Below are 19,311 nucleotides of genomic sequence, written 5' to 3'. Positions count from 1 at the left end.
GCGATGAACGCGAGCGAACTAGCCAATCCGATCCAGTTTTTCCCTAACCTTGCGGGCCTTCCGCTCGACGGGGGCAGCATCTACATCGGGCAGCCGAACGTCAACCCGGTTACAAACCCGCTGACGGTTTATCAGGACATCGGCCTTACGATCCCCATGGCGCAGCCGCTCGGGACCGTGCAGGGATCGATCTCGCTCAACGGCTCGCCCGTTGCCGCATATCTGCCGTCCGGCCAGTATTCGATGCTGGTGCTGGACAAGAGCGGCAACACCGTGATGTCGCTGCCGGTGTGCTCGCCGACGACACTCGCGCTGAACTACGGGCAGATGACGGACTATGTTTTCAACTCGGGCGTTGATTATGTAGAAGGGACCACCGTTCAGCTTCCGATACCAGTTTCGCCGGGCAGTGCTGCAAATGTATGGGCCTATTTCGCTGGCGTCCCGCAGTTTGGCTTCACTGTGCCGGCTGGCTATATCAACTTTGGCGCGCCGATTCCCGTCGGCATCAAGCAGGTGGTGGTAAAGGTCGGACAGTCTGTCGCCGTCGGCACGCCTGGAAACGGCACTGTCACAGATTCGTCTGTCGCGGCAGGATCGAAGCTGTCGAACCGTATCAACGATTTCATCGATTTGCGCGACCCCGCCTACGGCGCGAAGTGCGATGGCGTCACAGACGATACGGCTGCTGTGCAGAACGCCATCGCTGCCTTGGGCAGCACAGGAGCGACGCTGATCATCCCGGGCCCGACGCTGATCTCTGCCGCACTGACCTTCAACCCGAACACGCAGCTGTTCCCGATCAACGGCGGCTATTTCATTGGGAAGGCCGGCACAGAGCTTGTGCAATTGCAGTCTGCGCCGCTTGCCGGGCCCGTCAAGCTGCTCATGAACATGGCGGCGCGTGCGACCAATGGGATGACGATCTATCCTGAATGGTTCGGCGCTGCCGCAGATGGCGCGACGGATGATTCGAGCGCGATCCAGAGCGCGATTAACTTCCTGCAGAACACGGGCGGCATCGTCCAGTTCGAGGCGCGTACATACCTCATCGGCACGCTGGTTCAAATCGGGACTGGCGTGGGAAGCGTCGGACAAAACACGATTCTGCAAGGCAAAGGACGGCATTCGACGGTCATCAAGAGTACCGGTGCTAATCAATCGGCTATTCAGGTAATTGGTGCTGCGGGCTCGACGCTTCAGGGAGTCGCAATTCGCAATCTTACGGTTGATAAGACGATTGCTGGAACTGGTGGTGTTGGGATTACCGGTCAGTACACAGCTGTACTTGAACTGACCGATCTGCAGGTTAACAACCATCTTTATGGCGTGAGCCTGATGGGCGCCGGCAATACGATCGCGAACCAGATCATTGTGTCACCTCCCAATGGTGTCAGCAATTGCCGGGGCTTCGATATCAACGGCGGCGGCACAAATCCGGGTGGCAACAAATCGAGCGTGTTCCGTGATTGCTACGTAGTGGGTTCGTCAAGTACCGGTTCTATCGGCTTCTTCGCCTATGGGGCTTATGTTTCGGATCTCATGTTCATTGCCTGCGAAACGCTCGCAATGCCGATTGGCTATGAATTGGACATGTCCGCGTCGGCAAATACCGGTAATGAGGATGTGCAACTGATTAATTGCCGCGCGGACAACGTTTCAACATATGGTGTCTATGTGAACGCGGCTGGCGGTTCTGGTTCGGCTGATTCAATGGTGACGATTCTAGGTGGATGGTTCGATATGGGTAACGTCGTTACCCAAGTGAATCTCATCTACCTGAATGGTTGCCAAGGCGTCGTTATCGAGGGCGCTCAGATCTACAACGCGCCCGCCGAAGCGAATGCCTATGGCGTCTATATGCAGAACTGTCAGGGCTGCACGATTCTCGGCAACACCTTCCGCGAGATGAAATACAGCGTCTATTCGACCGGTGGGCGCAACAACATGGTGAAGGGCAACAACATTTATAACGCTGCCGCGACGCCCGGCATCCAGCAAGCCGTGATGCTCAGCGAGAGTTATAGCTCGATTCAGGGCAATACATTCCGTGGTTATGCGACAAACGGCGCGGTGATCGATGCTGCTTCAGTGGCATGCAGCATGATCGACAACATCGCTGATCCCGCCAATATCACGACTCGCTATAGCAACAGTTCAACAGGCACGGCATTCACGGCCAACAATATCGGGGCATAAGAATGGATAACTACAAAGACGCGCTCGTCGCCGCGCTAAAAACGGTTCCGGCGTGGCTAGGTCTTGCGATCGGGCATGCCATCGACAGCATCACCCTATCGGGAATTGCACTCATTGCATCGACGGTCTACAGCGTCGTGCAGACCTACGTAACGATCAGGCGCGAGCGCCGCGCGAGGAGCATCGAATGAGCGGCTTTGACGACACGTTCGCATATGTGATCGGCATCGAGCGCGGGTACGTCGTGGACGACGGCGGCCCGACGATGTGGGGAATCACACAGGCGGTCGCCCGCGAATGTGGCTTCCAGGGCGACATGCACGATCTCACGCTGGATCAGGCGAAACAGATCGCAAAGACGAAGTACTGGGATGTATTTCACTGCGATGATTTCGATCCCCGCATTGGTCAACAGGTGTTCGACGCTGCGTACAACGGCGGCCATCCGGTCCTGTGGCTTCAACAGTGCACCGGTGCGACTCCAGATGGGCAGTTTGGACCCGCCACGCTTGCTGCAGTGAAGGCCGCGAATGTGGACAGGCTGATCGCGAAGTTTGACGCATATCGCCTGCTGTACATGTGTGGACTCGATGTCTGGCCAAGCTATTCGAAGGGCTGGGCTCGCCGCATCGCAAACAACATTCTTGCAGGAGAATCGCCATGAGCGGATGGACAGATGCGCTAAACGTCGTCAAGACGCTCGCGCCAACGATCGCGACGGTATTGGGCGGTCCGCTCGCTGGCGGCGCGGTGACGGCACTTGAAAGCGTGTTCGGCATTACTCCGCAGCCAACCGCGTCGACTGACGACCGTCAGGCCACGCTCGCCGCGGCAATCAGCGGTGCGACGCCGGAGCAGCTCGCCGCGATGCGTAAGGCCGATCAGGATTACGCAGTTGCGATGGCGCAGGCCGGGTTCAAGGATACAGAGACGCTTGCGAGTCTGACCGTGCAGGACACGGTGAGCGCGCGCGATATGCAGGTGTCGACAAAGTCATGGACGCCCACACTGCTCACGCTCGCGATTACGGCCGGCTTCTTCGCCATGCTGGTGATGCTGATGTATGTGAATGTGCCCGACGCCAATAAGGCCATTGTGTACGGTTTCACGGGCACACTCGGCACAGCATGGCTCGTCGCTGTGCACTTCTGGTTCGGCACCACGCAGAGCAGCGATCGCAAGACCGAGTTGCTAGCGCAATCGCTGCCACCGGGGAGCCAATCGTGATTATCTGGATCTACGTTTCCAATCTTGCGATCGCGCTATGGAACGTCGCCCGCGCGGTGATATTCGTCTATCACCCGAACGGTGATGGATGGGCGCATAGCGTTGCTTACTGCGTCGACTGTCTCGGCAACGCTATCACAGGTGGCGACCCGCGCGAGACGATCAGCAGTCGCTCCGCAAAGGCGCGGCTTGAAGGGAAGGAATGGGGCTGTGCGATGTGCGCGTTCCTCGGCTGGGCCGCGACGCTCATTGCAGGGAAGCCAACCGACCACTGTGCCGAATCAATCGAACCTAACGAAGGCTCCCGAGCCATCATCAAGGACTGAAAAATGAAAAATCGAATCTCCAGAGTCTTGGCGGCGGTTGCCGGACTGCTCGCTGCGGCATCCGTGTTTGCCACCACTACGGTCCCAGTCCAGCTTCTGAACACTTCGGGATCGTCTTCTGGACAGGCCATCATCTCGACCGGACCGTCGAGTGCCGCCGGATGGGCTAATGTGCCCGGCACTGCGCTGACAGGCATTGTGCCGGTGGCAAACGGTGGCACGGGCCTGAACGCGCTGACCCAGTACAATGTGATGGTTGGCAATGCCACAAGCGCTGTTTCTTTAATTGGGCCTTCAGCATCGGGGACGATCTTCGCCTCGAATGGCGCCAGCGCTTACCCCTCTTTCCAGACGAAAGCAGCGCTCACCATTGCATCGAGCGGCGCAAACACCGATATCACCAGCCTGAACGCGCCCGCACTTGGCGCCGCGACTGCGACGACTGCGGCAGCCGGAACGAATACAATGCAGGTCGCCACCACGCAATTCACGAATACCATCTTTGCGGCGCCGCCATGCCTGGGTTGCACGACTGCAGCGGCCGTCAAGGCCACAACGTTCAATGCTTCCGGCACGATCACGCCATCGACGACAGCTGGAATTGTCGGCACGACACTCGCCGATAGTGCAAGCGCTGGAAGCATCGGTTATTTCGCAGCGAACTCGACGGCCGGTACGTCTATCACTTCCGGCGCAACAGTCAATGCGACGAGCATTTCCCTAGCGGCTGGCGATTACGATTGCTGGGGGCAGGCGCTGTTTTTACCGGCTGCATCGACCGTCGTCGCGAATATCGCAGCCGGTATCACGACGACGTCAGCCACGCTTCCTGCGAGCCCGGACACCACTTATCTGGGAACGACGCTCACCACTGGAACAAACGGTACGACAGCCATTAATGCGATGGTCAAGCGCATCAATATCAGCTCAACCACAACGGTTTATCTCGTCGCCGAGGCCGGCAGCGTGACGACCAGCACGGCAACGGTCAACGGGTACTTACAGTGCCGCGTGCGCCGATAGATCGGACGCGTGGAGACAGCAGCCTGCGGAGGAATCGGCGCGCGGGCTGCTCGAAATATCGGTGTGTGCCGAGCGAGATTACCGCGATGGCCGCCAGAATGATCACCGTGCGGCCGATGAAGATCGCGATGTTTTCCGGAGTGGCGTCGACGGAAACGCCCGGCGCCGACTTCTCTATCACGATCATATGCAGCAGGTACATCGAATAGCTGGCCTCGCCGAGCGCAACCAGCGGGGCATACGACAGTGGCTTCACGCTGTAGCGGGCACAGCAGAAAATTACCGTCGCGATCGCCGGCAGCAAGCCAACGATGCCCACCACTGCGGCGAGCCGCGGTGAGCCCAGCTCGTTGCGCAGCACGAATAGCGCGATGTTGACAACAGCTATCGCGATCGCGAGCCTGGCAAAACGCAATTCCCTAATACCTACGCTGCGCCGCGCCAATACCATATGTGCCTGGGCAATCGCGCACCCCGTAAGGAACTCAAGCACGCGCGAGTACGGCGCGATGTAATTAAACCAGTCCGAAAACAGCGTGCCCGGATTTGCCTTCGGGTTCTCGACGATCCCGATCAACGCGCCGACATGATCAATAAACGCCGTATGCTGCTTCAGCAGTGACAGCGCGACAGCCGCCATGGCACCGATGGCGAGTGCGCCGACGACGGCGCGGCGTGGCGTACCGGCGCGCAGCATCAGCAGGCAGATTATCGGATACGTCAGATACAGGAAGAACTCGGTACTGATCGACCAGGCGACGAAGGTGTAATGGAACGCGAACGCGATCGGGCTATCGCCGATGAAACCGTATACCCAGCTCTGCACGCCTGCCAGTAGGTAGGACAGCGCCTCCAGATCCTGCAGGCGATAGGCGTCGGGCGCGTAAAGAAAGAAGTTGCCGCAGATAACGTCGAAGGCCGCTAGCGCGAAGAATAGCGGGTACAGGCGGCTGAAGCGGGCGACGGCAAAGTCATATAGGCCGCGCGTTGAGCCGACGGTATCCGAATAGTTGTAATGGATGATGAAGCCGCTAAGCACGAAGAACAGCGACATGCCGAGAAACGACAACTGGTGAAATGGATCGGCGAACGGTACACCCGGATTCAGCTTGAATATCACTGGCCATAGATGATCGAGCACGATCGCGGCGGCGGCGACGAAACGTAATCCTGTGAGTGCTGGAATAGCCTGTTTTTTCACGGTGCCCCTCGATATTATTTTCGGGTGAATTCTACATCAGGGAAAAGATTCGGTAAGGCACACGCTACTAAATGCCCGCGTTCTGTAGCTCACAGGCGTGCCGCTGCTTCCGCGATCTCGGCCGCCAGGCATCGTCCTAGCCAGCATATGTTTTGTTGATGCTTTCCAAGCAGATCGGCCGATATCGAGTCTACTGTCATCAGGGCGAGCAGTGACTCGAGCTGCGCGGCCTTGCTGAGGACGATATCGAGCGCATCGCTTGTTTTTTGAGCGGTTGCCAGTACTGCGTCTTGCCTGTCCATCGCGCGCTTGTTCCTCGGATGTCACCGGGCGATATGCCGGCCTGAGATGCATTTTGGCGGCGATTCTCGCGTTTCGATCCGCCGATCAGGAGTGTAAATCGGCGTCATTTCGGCTGCAAACAGTTGCGATCTGGCGCCTTATTTAGGGCATCGATAGAATCGCGCGCATGCCCAAAGACCAAGAACCGATCAAGACCTCGCTGCGCATACCGCCTCTGCTGCACGCCGAACTGGAAAGGGCAGCGCAGGCGGCTGGACTGACATTGAACGCCGAAATGCTGATCAGGCTACGGCGCGACCCGACAGCTAATGACGCTGCGGCAATCCTGTCCGAGATCGAGATGCGCGATCAGGTGATCGTCGAATCGCTGCGTAGGCAGCTCGGCGCGCTATGGGGCGTGCTGGATCGCACGGACGGCGTGATCGAACGAGTAGTCGAGGCGATGACTCAGGTTGCGCCCGGCAGCGATGCCGCCGATCTGAAGCGCGAACTTCAGTTCATGCGCGAGCTGATCGGGACAGCGCGCGCACACCGGTAGCGCCTCGCGGTGCCATGGCGGTGCCGCACTTCATGAGAAATCACATAGGCCATTGATCTTGTTCAGGTAATTTTTTTCTTAGAACAGATCAAGTATTCGACGGCGCTGCCGGTACGACCTGCGGCGGTGGTGGAAGGGCGCTGACTGCAAGCCGTGTGCAAGCTCAGTGGGCGTAGAATGCCGCCTTCCCAGACACTATCCGCGATTGCCTCGCGAACCGAGCCCGCCTCATGAACACACCGCCGCGCAAGAAGAACCCGACCTTTGGCATTGCTGTTTTCATTGTGGTCGCGGTCCTGCTGGTGATCGCCACGCTCTTCTATAACGCCATTACGGAAAAGCGCGATTTCGATCGCCAGAACGCGCCGGCACCGACCGTTGCGTCAGACGCGGCGGCTGTGGCGTCCGCGGCTACCGCCGCGAAGCCTGCAAGCGGCGCCGCACAATAAGGCAGCGCCGCAATAAGGCGCCGCGATCGTCTCACTCTTCCGGCAGACGAATCATGCTCGCATCTTTGCGAATCTGCACCGACGCCGTCAGCATCTGCTTGCACTGATGGGCGAGCAATTTCATGTCGTTCACGGCGTCTGCCGAGTGGTCCGGCGATTTCTCCGTCTCGACCACCATCGTGTCCAACTCACGCATCAGTAGTCTGATCTGTTCGCCCTGATCGGCCGGCGGCGCGCTGCCCGCTTCGGCCTCGGTCAGATTGTCGCGGACCACGCTCAGCGCGCGTTGCAAGGGCTGTTGCGAGACGCTGTCGGCGTGCTGCGCAGAAGTGCGCAGCAACGGCGCGGCCGCCGTGATCTGCGAGGCGAGCACGTGGCTGCGCACCAGCAGGTCGTTCAATTCCGGCACGAACTTCTGCGCGGACCTCGGCTCGAGCATCATGCGCTGGAACGCCTGGCCCAGATTGGCAAACGCAACGTGGACGTTCTTGCGCGCGAGCCGGTAGCGATAATCGCGATCAAGCGCTGTTGCGGCCGCGACGGCGGCAGCGGATGCGCCGCCGGCTGGCTTGGCGGCTGCATGGTTGACCGGACTGGCGCTGGCGCTGCTTGAGCCAGCATTGGTAGCAGCGGCCACACTCGTGTTTGCGCTGGCGCTTGCACCGGCTTTCGGAGCAGCGTTGCCGCTCGCATTTACACCGGCGATTGCCACCGCCCGCGCCGGCGTGCCGAATTCGATCGCCGGATCGGCCATTGCCGCGGCGGGCGCAAACGCACCGGCCTCGGTCACCGTGGCAACCACCGCGGCGGCCGGCTTGCCGCTCCACCACCAGCTCGCTTCCAGATACTGCCGCGTCGCATTGATCATGGTGTTGACGAGCTTGCCCATCAGCCGGTATTCCCAGTAGGGAAACAGGTGGCTCGCCGCAATCGCGATCGCGCAGCCCACCACGGTATCGATTGCTCGCTCGCCAATGATGCGCATGCTGCCTGGCGCGAGCAGATGGAACATGAGCAGCACGTACGAGGACGTGAACACCACGCTCGCCGTGTAATTGAACAGCAACAGGCTGTAGCTCATCACCATCGAGGCGAACATCACCACGAGCAGGATGTGCGGTTCCTTGACGAAAATCATCAACGCGATACTCGCCGCACAGCCGATCAGCGTGCCGATTATCCGCTGCCCATTGCGCTGCTTGGTCAGGGAATAGCCCGGCTTCAGAATGATGACGGTGGTCATCACGATCCAGTACGCATTGGTGAGCGGCAACAACCGGCCGAGCCAGAAACCCACGGCGACCGCAATCGTCACGCGCAGCGCATGGCGGAAGCTCGGCGAGGCCATGGTCAGATTCGAGAAGATCTGCCCGAACGGCACGCGGCGGCTCGATACGAAGCGGGAGAGCGCCTTGTCGAGGCGCAGTTCGGTCTCCGTCTCGCTCGCGCCCGGATCGCTCGACAGGCTTTTGCGCATCCTGTCGATCAGACGCGTGGCGCTCCAGATACGCCGGAAGGTGGACGATATTGCCGAATAGGCCTCAGGATTTTTGGCCGGGAGGTCCTGCTTGCGCATCAGTTCGATCTCGAACTCGATGGCGCGCAATTCGGCTTTGACATTCACGCGCACGCGGGGCGGCTGGTTTTGCAATACCGCGAGTCCGATTTCTTCGAGATCGGCGGCGGATTTGCGAATCAGATCGCGGTAGAACACCAGCAGGTCGGAGCCGCCAAACGTGTTGCGCACCAGCGAGTAATCGACATGCGCGCCGACAAACAATTCGTGCAGATCGACGGTATTGATGAACAGATTGAACAGCATTGCCCGGCGCGGTTCGAGCCGGCCGGTTTTCAATTTCGGCAGGTTGCGCAGCACGATGTCGCGCGCGGCATCCTGACGATCGACCGCGGCGATCTGTTTGTCGACCAGATTGCGATAGCACTCGTCGAGATCGTTATCGAGATCGTAGAAGGCGGCGCGCGCGAGCAGATAGTCCGCGCACGCGAACACACTTTCGGCGAGCGCCTGCTGTTCGATGCGATGCATCATCCAGCGGCTAACGAAGGTCGACCAGTACGTGTACCAGAGACCGCCCACCAGAATCCACGACGCATTGACGAGCGCCTGCATCGGCGTGAAATGCTCTTCCAGCGTCATGATCATCATGAACAACGTGGCGAAGCTGATCTGCGGCCAGCGGTTGCCATACACAACGATCAATGAGAGCAGGAACGTGAGCGGCACGACCGTGCACCATAGCGCCACCGGATTGATCGTGGCGAGACCGGTGGCGAGCGCGGACAGGAAGCCGATCACCGTGCACGCCAGCATCTCGTTGTGCTTGTACTTGAGCGGGCCCGGCATATCGACCACGCATGCGCCGAGTGCGCCGGTCGCGATGGTGAAGCCGAGTTCGCGATCGTGAAATACGATCAAACACAATATGGCCGGTAACGACACGCCGACTGCGATGCGCAGGCCGCCATAAAAGTACTGGCTGTAAAGGAATTTCTTTATTTCAACCGAATAGCGCATCGACTGCCTGAATTCCATTCACTGAGAAAACGCGGTTGAAGGAGCCAACCCGGGGCAGACTCAAACTGCCGTCGAGTCTAACTGATTTTGTGCCTGATCTGACCTCGTCCATTCGGCCAGGTTCTGCCGTGGGAGCGCGTTTGTTATGCTGTCGCTTCAATGTCTGTCGCGGCCCGGGCGTTCCGCTCGCGTCGCATGTTTCTTCGGAATCCATGCTCCAGCTTTTCTACTCGAACCGCTACGAAACCCTTGTCGGCGCGCTGCTCGACGACCTGGCACAAGCGCCGTCCGATCCCTGGACGGCGCAGCCCGTGATCGTCCCGAGCGCGGCGGTGCGGCGGCGGCTCGAACTCGACATCGCGGCGCGCCAGGGTATCTGCGCGAATGTCAACTTTGGTTATCTCGCGCAGTGGCTATGGGCGCAAATCGGCGGCGTGATCGAGGTGCCGAAGCATTCGCCATTCGCACCGGACCGGCTCGTGTGGCGTTGCTACCGGCTGCTGGGCGAGGCGGACGAAGCATCGCCCTGGAACGCCTCGCCGCGTCTGCGTACTTATCTCGATGCGGCGGACGCGTCGATGCGCTACGAACTGGCGCGCCGCGTGGCCACCGTGCTCGACCACTATCTGACTTATCGCCCGGAATGGCTGTTGCAATGGCAAAAGGGCGGTTCGATCTTCGCGAGCGGCGCCGCGGACGACAACGGTCCACGTCTCGTCGGCGCGAGCGTGGCGGCGCGTGAGGACGAGCGTTGGCAAGCGGCATTGTGGCGCGCCGTGCTTGCCGAAGTGGCGGGCAACGCGCAAACGCCCGCGGCTGCCTTGCCGCCCGCTTATCGCTTTCTCGAAGAAATCGGCACGCTCGATCTGGAAGCCATCTCGAACGCGCAGTGGCCCGAGGCCGTCAGCGTATTCGCACTGCCGACCATGCCGCCGCTGCACGTTGCGTTGCTGCGCGCGCTGTCGCGCTGGGTCGATGTGCGCCTGTATGTGATGAACCCGTGCCGCGAGTTCTGGTTCGACGTTGTCAGCGCGGGTCGCGTCGAAGCGCTCGATGCCGCGGGCCAGCTCGATTATCAGGAGGTGGGTCATCCGCTGCTGGCCGAGTGGGGCCGCCAGACTCAGGCGCAACTGCATATGCTGCATGAACTGACCGAGAGCGCGGCGTCCGGCGAGACTGGTGACTTCACCGAGAATCCGGAACCGAGCTGGCTCGCCGCCGTGCAGAACGGCATCCTCGATCTGCGGGCGGAAATCGGAACAGACGCGGACACTGACGAATTGCCGATCGAGAACGGCATTGAAGTCCATGTGTGTCACAGCCTGTCGCGGCAGCTCGAAGTGCTGCATGACCACCTGCTCGGCTGGTTCGACGAGTTCGACGATCTGCAGCCCTCCGACGTGCTGGTTGCCGTGTCCGATCTCGCGGCCGCCGGGCCATTGATCGATGCGGTGTTCGGCACCGCGCCCCCAGGCGACACGCGCCGCATTCCGTATCGGATCACGGGCTTGCCGCCCTCGCAGGCCAATCCGGTCGCGCGTTTGTTGCTGGACTGGCTGGCGTTGCCTGAGCGCAGCGTGGGTGCGCCGGATCTGATCGAATGGCTGCGGGTCGATGCGATCGCCGTGCGTTACGGAATCGATGCCAGCGCGCTTGAAGCCGCGCAGGAATGGCTCGCCGCAGCCGGTGCGCGCCGTGGCCTTGTGCCGAGCGAGCCGACCGGCGAGCACGTGCCTGTCGCGCGTCATACGTTCGCCGATGCGCTGACCCGGCTGTACCTCGGCTACGCGATGCCGGATGGCGGCGAGCCGGTCGATGCCTGGCTGCCCGTTGAAGGCGCCGATGGATCGGACGCTGAACTTCTCGGCCGCCTGTCACGTTTCGTCGACGATATCGAAACCTTCGCGCAGCGCTGCGAGGTTGAGCAGACCCCTGCCGAATGGACGCAACTGCTGCTCGAAACGCTCGCGCAGTGTTTCGACGGCGGCGTGGAGTTTGCCGATTCGCTCGCAGCCGTGCGCGACGCCATCGACAAGATGGGTGACGCGATGCAAGCGGGCGCGCAAGACGTGGTGCTGCCGGCCGCCGTGGTGCGCGGCGCGCTCACCGAGGCGCTCGACGACCCGGCGCGCGGCGGCGTGCCTTGGGGCAGCGTGACGTTTTCGTCGCTGACCAGCTTGCGCGGGTTGCCGTATCGCATCGTTTGCCTGCTCGGCATGGACGACGGCATATTGCCGAGTCTCGCCCGCGCCGACGAATTCGACCTGATGGCCGCGTTCGGTAAGGCAGGCGACCGGCAACGCCGCGACGACGAACGCAATCTGTTCCTCGATTTGCTGCTGGCTGCGCGCGACCGGCTGTTCATCGCCTATACGGGCCGCAGCATTCGCGACAATGCACCGTTGCCGCCGGCCGCGCTGGTCGACGAATTGCTCGATCACCTCGCGCAAGTGTCGGCGGGGGAAGGGGCGAGTCCTGCGGAAATCGAAGCCGCACGGCACGCGTTTATCATCGATCATCCGCTGCAGGCGTTCGCGTCGGACTATTTTTCCTCGCAGCGAGGCCTCTTCACTTACGACATGGATCGCGCGGAACTGGCTAGTTTGCTGGCCGCGCCGCAGCATCCGGCTGCCGCGCCGTTCTTCGATCAGCCATTGCCCGCCGAAGATGCAGCCCCTGTCGCATTCGACGAATTCGTGCGCTTCTGGCGTCATCCGTCGCGTGCGTTGTTGCGCGACCGCCTGGGTATCGTGTTGTCGGATGCGCAGGGCGAATTGCTCGACACCGAGCCGTTCGAACTCGATTGGGCCGGTCGCGATACGCTGGCGGAGCGACTCCTGCCGGTGCTGTTGAATAGCGATACCGAAGACGACGACAGCATGTTCGAGCGTGTGCGCCGCGTTGCCGCGGCCAGTCCCGAACTGCCGGGTGGCGCAACCGGCGCGGTATGGCGCTCGCGTGAACTCGGCGCGCTGCGCCAACTCGCCGACAGCGTGCGCCGCGAAGTCGCTTCAGGCGTCGAGCGTTTGCCGTTCGTGCTCGATATCGTGCCGCGCTGGCCCGATCGCGCCGACATCGCCGATACGCTGTTCGGCCCTCATGACGCAGCGCTCCGCAAAGCGGCCGAAGCACCGCTGCAGCTGCACGGCACCTTGAATTTGCTGACCGAAACAGGACAAGTGATTTTCCGCTACGCCAAACCGGCTGCGCGCGACTATCTGTCGGCGTGGCTTGCCCATCTGGTCTATTGCGCGGCACAGCCGAACGGCCCGCGCCGCACGGTCTGGCATGGTAGCGGCGAGAGCTTTGAACTTACGCCGGTCGCCGCGCCGCTCGACGAACTGGCGCCGCTTGCCGCATTGTTCAGGGCAGGGCGCATGCTGCCGCTGCGCTTTTTTCCGAAGAGCGCGTGGGTGAAGGTCAGCGAGAGCGATTCCGCGGCGCAAGGCGTGTGGATCAACGACCGTGTGCGCGGCGAATCCGACGACCCCGCCTTGCGCATCGCGCTGCGTGGCACGCCGCTTTCGCTCGACGAACCGTTCGGCAGTCTTGCCTCGATTGTCTTCAAACCGCTCGTCCAACATCTGCGGAGCGCATCATGAGCGGCGCTGTTCACAACCACGCGCTGGTCGCAGAAGAGCTCGACGTCTTCGCCTGTTCGCTCGAGGGCGTCAATCAGATCGAGGCGTCGGCGGGAACCGGCAAGACCTGGAACATCTGCGCGTTGTACGTGCGGCTGCTGCTCGAAAAGAACCTGAACGCCGACCAGATTCTGGTCGTGACGTTTACGAAGGCGGCGACTGCGGAGTTGCACGAGCGGATTCGCGGCCGGCTCGCGGAACTGGATCGGGCGATCGATACGGACGACGACGGCGGCGATCCGTTCATCCGGCGTCTCTTTGAAACTACCCTTGCGCCGGAGCGCGGCATCGATCGCGAGACCGCGTTGAAAGTCGTACGCCGCGCGCTGCGCACGTTCGACCAGGCCGCGATCCACACCATTCACGCGTTCTGTCAGCGTGCGCTGCAGGAGGCGCCGTTCGCTGCGGCTATGCCGTTCGCCTTCGAAATGGAAGCCGACGACGCCGCCTTGCGTTTCGAAATGGCAGCCGATTTCTGGCGTGAGCAAGTGGAACCGGTGGCTTATGCCCATCCTGCTTTCGCTGCATGGCTGGTGGCCAAACGCGCCGGTCCCGCGTCGCTCGACGAGCAACTCGCGCGACGGTTGAAGAAGCCGTTGGCTCAGCTACGCTGGGGCAAGGTCGATGCAGGAGGAAGTGGCGCCGATCCGCAGGCGGGCTTCGATGCTGCTGGCGAAGTCTGGCAGGCAGAGCGCGATACGATCGTGAGATTGCTTGCAGAAGCGCAAGACCGTCTGAGCAGGACCTCGCACAAGCCTGATCTTGTGAGCGCAGCGATTGCCGCGTGGACCGAGTACTTCGCCCAGGGCGATTGTCATGCGCCACCGCCAAAGGCGGCCTTGAAGCTGACGGCCTCCGCGCTGAAAAAAGCCACCAAGGTCAAGCTCGAGCCGCCCGAGCATCCGTTCTTCGAGCACGCCGAAGCGCTGGCCGCAGCCGTGGTCGCGGCCGAAGCCGCACAACGCGCGCGCTGGCTCGCGCTCATAGAAACCTGGCTCGACTACGCGCCCGCCGAACTGGTGGCGCGCAAACGCACGCGCCGGGTGGTGTCCTTCGACGATCTGCTGTCCAACCTGTATCGCGCGCTCGCGGCCAACCCCTGGCTTGCCGATGCTTTGCGCACGCGGTATCCGGCCGCGTTGATCGACGAGTTTCAGGATACCGATCCGTTGCAGTTTGCGATCTTCAGCCGCATCTTCGCGCCGGACGGCCCGCTGTTTCTGGTCGGCGATCCGAAGCAGGCGATCTACAGTTTCCGCGCGGCGGATCTGCATACCTATCTGGCGGCGCGCGCGGCGGCTTCGGCGTGCTACACGCTCGCGGTCAATCAGCGTTCTACCGCGCCGATCGTCGAGGCCTGCAACCGGTTGTTCGAAGCGAACCCGCAGGCGTTCGTGCTCGATGGTCTCGACTATCAGCCAGTGAGGGCGGGCGAGCGGCGTCGTCCGCCGTTCGTCGAACCCGATGCAAGCGCGGGCGACTTCCGCATCTGGACCCTGCCGCAAGGCGACGCCGCGCTGACCAAACGCGACGCGCAGCGCGCGGCGAGCGAAGCCTGTGCGGCCGAGATCGTGCGGCTCCTGCGCGGTGCGCGCGCAGGGTCGGTGACGATCGGCGACGCGCCGCTCGCGCCGGGCAATATCGCGGTGCTGGTGCAAACGCATAAGCAGGGCAGCCTGATCAAGCGCGTGCTGGCGTCGTGGGGCGTCGGCAGCGTGGAACTGGCGCAGGCCTCGGTGTTCGCGACACTCGACGCCGAGCAGATCGAACGCGTGCTGGCCGCGGTCGATACGCCGGGCGATTTGCGCCGGTTGCGCACCGCGCTCGCGACCGATTGGCTCGGTCTCGACGCCGCCGCGCTGTGGCGTCTCGAACAGGTCGCCGACGCGCCGGTGCCGGCCGACGATCCCGCGCATGCCGCGGACGCGATGGGCTGGGTCGAACGTTTCTCACGCTATCGCACGCTATGGCACGAGCGCGGCTTCGCCTTGATGTGGCGCACGCTGATGCGCGAGCTGCGCGTTGCGCAACGGCTGGTGGCCGGACCGGACGGCGAGCGCCGTCTGACGAACGTGAATCATCTGGCCGAACTCGTGCAGGCGCGTGCCGCCACGCAACCCGGCATTGCGCCGACTTTGCGCTGGCTCGCCGCGCAACGCACGCAAGGTGGTGGCGAAGACGCGCAGTTGCGGCTCGAGTCGGATCGCAACCTCGTTCAGATCGTTACCGTCCACAAATCGAAGGGGCTCGAATATGCGGTCGTGTTCTGTCCGTTTCTGAACGACGGTGCGCTGCGCGAGCCGCCATCCTCCGGCTTGCCCGACGCACGCGAGTATCACGACGAAACGGGCGGCGCGGTGCTGCACTACGGTTGCGATGACGACGAAGCTGAACGTGCGTCACGTTACGCGGCGCGCGAACAGGCGGCGGAGCGGGCACGGCTCGTCTACGTGGCGCTGACACGCGCGGTATACCGCTGCTATCTGGTTGCCGGTACGTATCTTTCGTCGCGCTCCACCAAGGAGTCGCGCCGTAGCGTGCTGAACTGGCTGGTGGGTGGCGGCGCTCATAGCTTCGACGATTGGCTTACCGATCCACCCGACGAAGCCGCCTTGTCCGAGCGATGGCGCGCGTTGGCGGGCGGCCCGATCACGTTGCAGGCGTTGCCGAAAGTGGAGCGCCGTGTGCCGCTTGAAAGCCTCCAGGACAGCGGCGCGCGGATGCAGGCGCGCGCCAACCGGCGGCCGTTGCGCGATCAGTGGCGCATGGCGAGCTTCAGCGGTTTGATTGCAGTCGGCAGCAAAGCCGAGGAGGCGCGTACGCCGACGGAAGAAGTGCGTCCCGATCACGATGAAATTGCCGATGCGCTCGCGCCGGCGCTGGTGCCGGTACCGCAAGCGCCGTCCTACGCCGAGGACGACATTCTCGCGTTTCCACGCGGCGCGGCGGCGGGCGAGTGTTTGCACCGCATGTTCGAACTCGCGGATTTCACTGATGCGCAGACGTGGCCGGACGCAATCCGGGGCGCCTTGCGCGAACGCCCGGCGCCGGCTGTGCCTGAACTCGCGGCGCGCTTGCCCGCCATGATGCATAAGTTGATCGCTGACGTCGTGAGCACCGAGCTCGTGCCCGGCATGGCGCTCGCGAGACTAAATCCGCAGCGGCGCCTGAATGAACTGGAGTTTTTGTTTGCCGCGCCTTCGCTTGATTTTCCGGCGTTGCGCGCGCTGCTGATCGAACACGGCTACCCCGACGTTGCGCTGGAACCTGGCGTGTTGCGTGGTTTCGTCAAAGGATTTATCGACATGATCGTCGAGCACGACGGCCGCTTCTGGATCGTCGACTGGAAGTCGAACCATCTGGGCGACACTGCCGCCGACTACGCCGCGGCGCCGCTCGAAGCGGCCATGGCGAGCCACGCCTATCACCTGCAGGCACTGCTTTATACGGTGGCGCTGCATCGCTATCTGAAAACGCGGGTGCGCGATTATGCCTACGACACGCACATCGGCGGCTATCTCTATCTGTTCGTGCGGGGCGTTCGCCCGCAGTGGCGCGATGCCGACGGGGCGGCGGGCGTGCATATGCGACGCCCCGCGTTCGAACTGGTGGCGCTCATCGACGCGGCAATGATTGGAGGTGTCGCATGAGCGCGTGCGAGCAGAATTCCTCCGCGCCGCCGGAGCTCGACGACATCGGCGTGAATTTACCCGCGCCGGCCGATTTCAGCACCGCGCTTGCTGAGGGGTTCGCGCGGCGCATTGGCACGTTGGCGCGGCGGGGCGGGGCCTCGGGCGAGGCGGTGAAGTGGGCGGCGCGGGCCGCCTTCGCCGCGAGCCGCGCCACCGCCGAAGGGCACGTGTGCCTGCCGCTTGCCGTGCTGGCGCGACGCTTCGATGCGTCGAGCGCGGAGGTGCGCGCGGCGTTGTTTGCAAGCGGCATGGCCAGCGACGGTTCGCAAAGCGCGGCGGCGCTGCGGCCGCTGGTGATCGACAGGCAAGGGCGACTGTATCTGGCGCGCTACTACGACTACGAGCGGCGTCTCGCGCGCTCGCTGGTGATGCATGCGGGCGGCGGGCAGGTGGAGGATGTAGGGGCTCGCGAGCGTGCGCAGGATGCGGCGGGTGCCGACGCCGCGGCCCAAACGCTCCATGAACGTCTGCTGCGCTACTTCGGCCCTCCGCAGGATGACGAGGTCGACTGGCAACGAGTCGCCGCAGTCATGGCGCTGTCCGGTCGGTTGACTATCGTCAGTGGTGGCCCGGGCACGGGCAAGACGACTACGGTGGTCGGCGTGCTTGCCTGTTTGCTGGATGCCCGCGCCGATCTGCGAATCGCATTGGCGGCGCCCACCGGCAAGGCCGCGCAACGAATGCAGGAAGCCTTGCTTGCACGTGCCGGCGAATTGCCGCCCGAACTCGCCGCGCGCTTGCCGCAGACGTCGTACACCTTGCATCGGCTGCTCGGTTCCGGGCCGGGCGGGCGGTTCCGGCATCATCGCGATAATCCACTGCCTTACGACGTCGTCGTGATCGACGAGGCGTCGATGATCGACGTCGCGATGGCGGCGCATCTGCTCGATGCCATTGCACCGCAGACGCGTCTCGTGATGCTGGGTGACAAGGACCAACTGGCCGCGGTCGAGGCGGGTGCAGTGTTCGCCGAGCTCAGTGCGCGGCCTGCTTTTACGCAAGACGGACTGCAGCGGATCGCTGAGGCGCTTGGCATTCAAGCGGCGCGGTTGTCGCAAGCGCTGCCAAACGCATCGAGCGGCTTCGACGAAGCGCATGACGATTTTTTCGCGCATGCGGGTGCGCCGGACGATTTCGATACACCGCCTGACGACTTGTTCGACGATGCTGATGCGCACGGCGCCTTCGGTGGAATACCTGGCGACGATCTTTTTGCGATTCCGGCGGCGAGTGAAGGAGCGGCATTGCCGCCGTTGCCATCGCCATTGGCTTCGTCTTCGCGATCGGCACTGGCAGCGGCACCAGCATCTGCATCAAGCTCGCCTTCACCGGCTCAAAACCCGCTCGCCGACTGCGTGGTCTGGCTTGAGCGTAACTATCGATTCGGCCTCGAATCGCCGATCGGCCGTTTGTCGCTGGCAATTCGCAACGGCGCGGCCGGTGTGGCGCTCGACGTCCTGCGCGTCGACCCTGCCGAACCTTGCGCCGCGGCGCTGTACGAAGACACGCACGCGACGCTTGCCGAGCGCACCGTCACGCGGCTCGCCGCAGGTTTTGCGGCGTACGCGGAGGCGCTTGCCGAAGCGCTAGCCGCCGATACACCGGACCCCTTGCCGCTCTTCGACGCGCTGAACCGTTTTCGAATTCTGTGCGCAACGCGTTCGGGGCCACGTGGCGTCGATCAGGTGAATGCTGCAATGGCGGCGCAGGTGAGGCGCGCTGCAGGCGTGACACTGGCGGTGGGCGCACAGTGGTTCGCCGGACGCCCCGTGATGGTCACGCGCAACGATTACGCGCTCGGTCTGTTCAACGGCGACATCGGTATTGCGCTGCCGGGCGCGGGCGGCGCGTTGCGTGTGTATTTCCGTACCGGTGACGGCGGTCTGCGAGCCGTATCGCCTGCGGCGCTGCCGCCGCACGATACGGCATTCGCGCTCACCGTTCATAAGTCGCAGGGCTCGGAATTCCAGCATGCGGTGTTGATGCTGCCGTCGGTGTTCAGCCGCGTGTTGTCGCGCGAACTCGTGTACACGGCAATTACCCGCGCGCGCGAGCGGGTGGAGGTGATCGGCGCGCGCGCCGTGCTGGCGCAGGCCATTGAGACGCCGACTCAGCGTGACTCGGGCTTGGCCGCGCGAATTGCGGAGGCGTGGCGCATTGCCGGGTAGCATGCTGC

At 62.7% G+C, this 19,311-nt stretch carries 14 protein-coding genes; 11 read left to right on the top strand and 3 right to left on the bottom strand.

The window, feature by feature from the left end; translation table 11 throughout:
• The first annotated feature begins 3 nt into the window (after window positions 1–3).
• Genes B0G76_RS13935 through B0G76_RS13910 form a run of 6 tightly spaced genes read left to right on the top strand, consistent with a single transcriptional unit; the run spans window position 4 to window position 4,775 of the window.
• The gene (locus tag B0G76_RS13935) at window positions 4–2,199 is read left to right on the top strand and encodes a NosD domain-containing protein (RefSeq protein ID WP_120292960.1); all 2,196 of its coding nucleotides are present in this window, start codon (window positions 4–6) and stop codon (window positions 2,197–2,199) included.
• 2 nt (window positions 2,200–2,201) lie between these two features.
• The gene (locus B0G76_RS13930; RefSeq protein WP_120292958.1) at window positions 2,202–2,390 is read left to right on the top strand and encodes a hypothetical protein; all 189 of its coding nucleotides are present in this window, start codon (window positions 2,202–2,204) and stop codon (window positions 2,388–2,390) included.
• Window positions 2,387–2,863, top strand: coding sequence for a glycoside hydrolase family 108 protein (locus tag B0G76_RS13925; RefSeq protein WP_120292956.1), 477 nt, complete (start codon window positions 2,387–2,389; stop codon window positions 2,861–2,863). Before B0G76_RS13930 ends, B0G76_RS13925 begins: the two co-directional genes overlap by 4 nt.
• On the top strand, window positions 2,860–3,426 hold the full coding sequence (locus B0G76_RS13920) for a hypothetical protein (RefSeq protein WP_120292954.1): 567 nt from the start codon (window positions 2,860–2,862) through the stop codon (window positions 3,424–3,426). Before B0G76_RS13925 ends, B0G76_RS13920 begins: the two co-directional genes overlap by 4 nt.
• Window positions 3,423–3,752, top strand: a complete 330-nt coding sequence (locus B0G76_RS43755) for a hypothetical protein (RefSeq protein ID WP_259460576.1) — start codon at window positions 3,423–3,425, stop codon at window positions 3,750–3,752. Before B0G76_RS13920 ends, B0G76_RS43755 begins: the two co-directional genes overlap by 4 nt.
• 27 nt (window positions 3,753–3,779) lie before the next feature.
• The gene (locus tag B0G76_RS13910; RefSeq protein ID WP_147394045.1) at window positions 3,780–4,775 is read left to right on the top strand and encodes a hypothetical protein; all 996 of its coding nucleotides are present in this window, start codon (window positions 3,780–3,782) and stop codon (window positions 4,773–4,775) included.
• Here B0G76_RS13910 and B0G76_RS13905 read toward each other — a convergent pair.
• Complete coding sequence (locus B0G76_RS13905; RefSeq protein ID WP_183082045.1) at window positions 4,741–5,976, bottom strand: acyltransferase; 1,236 nt, start codon at window positions 5,974–5,976, stop codon at window positions 4,741–4,743. The two genes, B0G76_RS13910 and B0G76_RS13905, sit on opposite strands and share 35 nt — an antisense overlap.
• Before the next feature lie 89 nt (window positions 5,977–6,065).
• The gene (locus B0G76_RS13900) at window positions 6,066–6,278 is read right to left on the bottom strand and encodes a hypothetical protein (RefSeq protein ID WP_120292948.1); all 213 of its coding nucleotides are present in this window, start codon (window positions 6,276–6,278) and stop codon (window positions 6,066–6,068) included.
• Between the two features lie 167 nt (window positions 6,279–6,445).
• Between B0G76_RS13900 and B0G76_RS13895 the strand changes: the two genes are divergently transcribed.
• Together B0G76_RS13895 and B0G76_RS13890 are read left to right on the top strand one after the other, a co-directional pair.
• Window positions 6,446–6,817, top strand: a complete 372-nt coding sequence (locus tag B0G76_RS13895; protein ID WP_120292946.1) for a toxin-antitoxin system HicB family antitoxin — start codon at window positions 6,446–6,448, stop codon at window positions 6,815–6,817.
• Between the two features lie 230 nt (window positions 6,818–7,047).
• Window positions 7,048–7,266 carry a hypothetical protein gene (locus B0G76_RS13890; RefSeq protein WP_120292944.1) on the top strand — a complete coding sequence of 73 codons (219 nt, stop codon included), beginning with the start codon at window positions 7,048–7,050 and terminating at the stop codon, window positions 7,264–7,266.
• A gap of 31 nt (window positions 7,267–7,297) precedes the next feature.
• Here B0G76_RS13890 and B0G76_RS13885 read toward each other — a convergent pair whose 3' ends face one another.
• On the bottom strand, window positions 7,298–9,802 hold the full coding sequence (locus B0G76_RS13885; protein WP_120296370.1) for an FUSC family protein: 2,505 nt from the start codon (window positions 9,800–9,802) through the stop codon (window positions 7,298–7,300).
• Between the two features lie 212 nt (window positions 9,803–10,014).
• Here B0G76_RS13885 and recC point away from each other — a divergent pair, with 212 nt between their 5' ends.
• The 3 genes from recC to B0G76_RS13870 are packed head-to-tail and all read left to right on the top strand — an operon-like array spanning window position 10,015 to window position 19,303.
• Window positions 10,015–13,404 carry an exodeoxyribonuclease V subunit gamma gene (gene recC, locus B0G76_RS13880; RefSeq protein ID WP_120292942.1) on the top strand — a complete coding sequence of 1,130 codons (3,390 nt, stop codon included), beginning with the start codon at window positions 10,015–10,017 and terminating at the stop codon, window positions 13,402–13,404.
• The gene (gene recB, locus B0G76_RS13875; protein ID WP_120292940.1) at window positions 13,401–17,093 is read left to right on the top strand and encodes an exodeoxyribonuclease V subunit beta; all 3,693 of its coding nucleotides are present in this window, start codon (window positions 13,401–13,403) and stop codon (window positions 17,091–17,093) included. Before recC ends, recB begins: the two co-directional genes overlap by 4 nt.
• Window positions 17,090–19,303, top strand: coding sequence for an AAA family ATPase (locus B0G76_RS13870; RefSeq protein ID WP_120292938.1), 2,214 nt, complete (start codon window positions 17,090–17,092; stop codon window positions 19,301–19,303). The genes recB and B0G76_RS13870 overlap by 4 nt, the downstream gene beginning before the upstream one ends.
• The last annotated feature ends 8 nt before the right edge of the window (window positions 19,304–19,311 follow it).

It is taken from the genome of Paraburkholderia sp. BL23I1N1 (assembly GCF_003610295.1).
Taxonomy (GTDB): domain Bacteria; phylum Pseudomonadota; class Gammaproteobacteria; order Burkholderiales; family Burkholderiaceae; genus Paraburkholderia.
This window is presented reverse-complemented; position numbering and strand designations above follow the sequence as displayed.